This is a genomic window from Nostoc cf. edaphicum LEGE 07299 (assembly GCF_015207245.1).
In the GTDB taxonomy this organism is placed as follows: Bacteria; Cyanobacteriota; Cyanobacteriia; order Cyanobacteriales; family Nostocaceae; genus Nostoc; species Nostoc edaphicum_B.
Genome location: NZ_JADEXF010000443.1, coordinates 1 through 4,515 on the forward strand (window position 1 = coordinate 1; position 4,515 = coordinate 4,515).

Below are 4,515 nucleotides of genomic sequence, written 5' to 3' on the forward strand. Positions count from 1 at the left end.
ATACAATTGGTGATGGCAATTTACCGACTCGAATTGTAGAAGTTGCAAATCCTCAGTCTCGACTACCTGCTACTAAAGTTTTGCTCCCAGACTGGAGCCGCATTTCTCTGGCCCAGCTACCAGGTATCAGTCAATCCGGTGCAATTGATGGCAGTCCCTACAGTCAAACACTAGGTTATGACCTGAGTCGCACTTGGAATGTGGGTATGACTCCTGACCAATATTTGAAGTTAGGAGATATCAGTGAAGTATTGCAGGCAGAGGAGTTTTCTTTGCAGGCGATCCAGGCGATCGCTCTCCCCACACAACCAGAGGCGAACACAGACATTAACAGTATAGATTCAAACAAAATTGCCTTGAGTGAATTTCCTCTGATTGGGGAGCAGACATTGAGCCATTTAGCTCAGGTTGTTCCAGAATTAGCTAAGACACAAGTAAACAATATTACACCTGTTGCAACCTTACTAAAATCTCACTTAATTGCCGCATCTAATTTAACACTAGCTCAGGTACTAACACAGTATGAAGTTGGGCAAATGAAGCTGGGAGAAATCAATTTGTCAGAGTTTTCTATTTCTTCAATTCCTAACTTAGATGCAGTACAGCTACAACAATTTACAGGTTGGATGAATAGCAATGTTTCGGATATTCCTGGTTTGGGACAAGTACCTTTAGGATTAATGCCTAATCCCATCACTGAAATTGGTAGCTTGGTAATGCGGATTGATGTAGTTTATGGGCCAGCAGAAAACCGCCGTAACAATACGATTTCTGGTTCAGACGTGCAAGGGTTTTCTGTGCCTTGTACTGAAAAAGACTGCGCTTATTTAGAATTGGACGATTTGGAGAATACAGGTCGTAGCGATCGCAGTAAGTTAGAAGGTAAACAGTGGATTTCCGGTAAATACCAAGAAGTCGAGGGTGGGCGGGGTATCCTGAAAGCAGCGAATAACGGTCGGGAACCAACAGGAAGGCTACCGTTTGGTAAAGCTTTTAAGGTGGTGATAATGGAGCCGGATGAAACTACTGATACGGTAGATACGGCGTTGTTCTTTCGGTTCTGTGCTTGGCGAATGGGTTGTACACCTTATTTTATCGGGCCTGTTCCTTTTTTTAGCTACAAGGTTAACTCCCTGATATTTGTAGGCAATTTGAGTGAACAGAGGACAAATACTACGTCTTTACCAACTGGAGCGACAAGAGAGCCTAAAGCTAGCACTACCAACGGTACTGGAGTAAGAGAGAAGATTAATCCATGCACGTTTAGTAATGCTAGTCGGTCGATAACAGATCAATCACTCTCTGGTATTGATTTGCGATCGCTCTCAAATGCAATTGCGGAAATTGAGAGCGCTGGTAGCGGAGATTACAAAGCAGTTGGCATACATACCTGTGCGGATGGGGGTTTAAATTGTGGTCGCGCTCTCGGTCGCTACCAGTTCATGAGTTATAACCCCTACGCAGTGCAGTTAATTGCTCTAAAGCCTGGAGGTCAAGAGTTCCTGAGTCAAGTGGAGCAAGGACATCAACCAACAGAGGCTGAACTATTTAAGTTTTTTCCTCCAGCTGACCAAGATAGGGCATTTATGGCTGATATGGCTAACAAAATTCAAGTGACACAAGAGCAAATCGATCCGGCTACAGGACAGCCATTTACGGGCGAACGCCTAATTGAACGAGTGGCTCAAAAGCATTTTGGTGGTGATTACAGCAAAGTTGATGGAAATGGCTCAGATGCCCTCGGTCGCCTCAGTCTCAAAGATTACGGCAAAACCGCTTTAGCTAGTTATCGCAACAGTAATACCGATAATGGAACGCTGACCTGTTCTCCAAATGTAAATTATAGCTACATCAGCACTGCTAAAAATACTGAAAATGGGAGGTAGAGTATGGCAGATTTATCTAAAACTTTTATTACTTCACCCCATGAGATAAAAGAAATATTTGATCCTGAGTTGCATTCAAAAATAGACCTTGGGCAAACAGGGGAAGGAAAGGGAGTTTATTCTGACTTCGCCTCCCCTAGTCAGTCTCAACCACTGAAGACAACTGCATATCAATTACCAGCACCGACTATGAGGGTACGCTACTGGGTTCATTGGTTTCGCATTGGTTTGGGCATCTTTTTGTTGCTGTCGATTCTCATGAGCTTAGGGGGCTGTAGCTTAAATGCGGCAACCGTTACTTGGAACAAAGCTGCTAATGTTGTGCCTGCTTCAGTAATTGAACAGGTGATTGTAGAAAATACAGAGTTAAATGCCAAAGTATCTGCTAAAAATATACTGGCTTGGAGTGTGGAAGGAAAAGACGGTAGATTCGCAGTTTTCAACTTGAATACGCCTGATGTCTGTGGTGCTTTGGGATGTCTGTATACTGGTTACTGGCTCAGAAAGGACAAACCAATTACTCAGGTATTCTTGAGTTACTTGAATTCCAATCTGCCACCAGGTAAGCATTTGTTGTCAGTGGGAGAGAACCGAGGTCAGGCATTACCGTGCATTAAGGTACTGCAAACCGAGCAAGAGCAGCTACGCCAATTGAATTTTTGTTTCAATGGCACTGGCTATCAACTTGCTGATAGTCAGCTTTTCACTAATAGTAAAAATTCCCAAAGTTGATCAATCAAAATCTAGAATAAAACTCTGCCATAGTCATCTAAGCTATGGCAGGGTACCAATAACCTTGATACGGTCGGGTTCATGGGCGTTGTTATGCCGCGCAAACTTGCATCAATTAAATTGGGCGTTCCCAAGGTTCACTGTACTGCCGATAACCAACCTGCTTGAACGCAGAGATCATCCGCACATTATCAACGGCCGTATCGCAAAATACTTGCCAGACTCCGACCTCTTGTAATATTCGTGTTCCCCTAGACAGCAGATCGTTCCCAAAACCAAGCCCTCGATACTCTGGCACAACTCCCATATAGTAGATTGTTCCTTCCTCTAAATCCGCTTTGGCACATCCTGCAAAGATGACCGGAAGTACAAACCCTACAATCTCCCCTGCTTCGTTTATTCCAAACTGCCACCATTCATCTTGATACAAGAAGTCTTCGCTTGCTGAATTCAAAAACATCTCAACCGCTGCATGAAAATCAGGTTCTGCCGCTCTTTGTTGGTCGCTGGCATCAACTGATTCAGCCATTACCCGTGCAACAGCTGAAATGAATCGATCGTCTTGCAACGCTTTGACTGGCTCAAAGGTCAACCGAGGCGAAATTTCAATCAACGGTTTCGGCTCTTCCCAAACAAAAGGCACTTTCAGAAAGGTTTGCTGACTCATAGGCATCGATAATCTGTGAACTTCACTGACTATACTACACAATACTACAAAACAGATATCGCCTGATTGCCGAACGCTCACGAATTACTTCTAGCTACTGCCCTCACTCAGGATTCAGCGGCATAACTATTATTTCTACCGATTAATGGGCGTATGCACCGTTTAATAACTCGCTCAGAGGTTGGCTACCCAACGATTACCTCACTGTTCCTTATCTACATAATCCGTACTTACAGTAACCTGCTGCCAAGCATCCAAATCCGTTTTGACCCCTGACAGTTTTTCCTGAATCAGGCTCATAGCATCGGTGCCTAATGCCAGTCGCATTGGTGGATGAGGACTTTCCACAGCTTGAATGATGGCTTGCGCCGCTTTCGCTGGATTGCCAGGTTGCTTACCATCCATCTGTTTGAACCACTGCAATGAAGCACCGCTCACGGTCGCATAGGCATCAATGGAAAGTTCTGCTGCTGCCAGAGAGCGTCCGTTAAAATCTGTGCGAAATGCTCCAGGTTCAATTAAAGTGACCTTAACTCCAAAGGATTCAACCTCCTTAGCCAAGGCTTCAGACGTACCTTCCAGAGCAAATTTAGCGCCACAGTAGAGGCTGCTTCCACCAAATCCCACTAATCCTGCTGTGGATGACATATTGACAATGTGACCGCTGCCTTGCTGACGCATCACAGGCAAGACCGTTCGCATCAGACGGAGCGCCCCAAAGAAGTTGGTTTCAAAAAATCGGTGAATATCAACATCACTGACTTCTTCGAGTGCGGCAATGAGTCCATGTCCAGCATTGTTGACCAGCACATCAATTCGACCAAATGTAGCGATCGCGGTATCAACTGCTGCTTGTATGTCTTGGGGCAGTGTTACATCCAAACGTACAGCCTTTGCGGTTTCTGGATAGTGTTCAATCAAAGCGCGAAGTTGCTCTGGTTGGCGAGCAGTAGCTAGCACTTCGTCGCCCTTCTTCAATACCGCTTCTGCTAGGGCCCGTCCGAACCCTGTTGAACATCCTGTAATCAACCAAACTTTAGGAGCGACACGATTTTTGTCTGAGTTCATTTGTTTTCTTTAATACAAAAGCGCAACTGCAATTCTGTAACTTACTTTCCACATTAAGCAACCTGAATAAATATGTCCAATATGATTTTTGTCTTAGACTAAGACTTAAAAAGTATTAATTGACAATGGAACTTCGACACTTGCGTTACTTCGTGACTGTAG

4 protein-coding genes are annotated in these 4,515 nt (G+C 44.5%); 2 read left to right on the forward strand and 2 right to left on the reverse strand.

Going from position 1 to position 4,515, the window contains the following annotated elements:
- Both IQ229_RS14360 and IQ229_RS14365 read left to right on the forward strand, forming a co-directional pair.
- The coding region (locus tag IQ229_RS14360; protein WP_194044757.1) for a M23 family peptidase at window positions 1–1,886 on the forward strand (1,886 nt) is incomplete at its 5' end.
- A 3-nt stretch (window positions 1,887–1,889) separates the two neighbouring features.
- On the forward strand, window positions 1,890–2,618 hold the full coding sequence (locus IQ229_RS14365; RefSeq protein ID WP_162398215.1) for a hypothetical protein: 729 nt from the start codon (window positions 1,890–1,892) through the stop codon (window positions 2,616–2,618).
- A gap of 115 nt (window positions 2,619–2,733) precedes the next feature.
- Here IQ229_RS14365 and IQ229_RS14370 read toward each other — a convergent pair whose 3' ends face one another.
- Window positions 2,734–3,366 carry a GNAT family N-acetyltransferase gene (locus IQ229_RS14370; protein ID WP_322743988.1) on the reverse strand — a complete coding sequence of 211 codons (633 nt, stop codon included), beginning with the start codon at window positions 3,364–3,366 and terminating at the stop codon, window positions 2,734–2,736.
- Between the two features lie 120 nt (window positions 3,367–3,486).
- Window positions 3,487–4,353 (reverse strand): oxidoreductase, encoded by an 867-nt coding sequence (locus IQ229_RS14375; protein ID WP_162398217.1) that lies wholly within the window; start codon window positions 4,351–4,353, stop codon window positions 3,487–3,489.
- Window positions 4,354–4,515: the final 162 nt, after the last annotated feature.

Excerpts from the sequence above, each read along its gene's own strand:
- IQ229_RS14365 (WP_162398215.1), top strand. The coding sequence starts at position 1,890 with ATGGCAGATTTATCTAAAACTTTTATTACTTCACCCCATGAGATAAAA.
- IQ229_RS14375 (WP_162398217.1), bottom strand. The coding sequence starts at position 4,353 with ATGAACTCAGACAAAAATCGTGTCGCTCCTAAAGTTTGGTTGATTACA.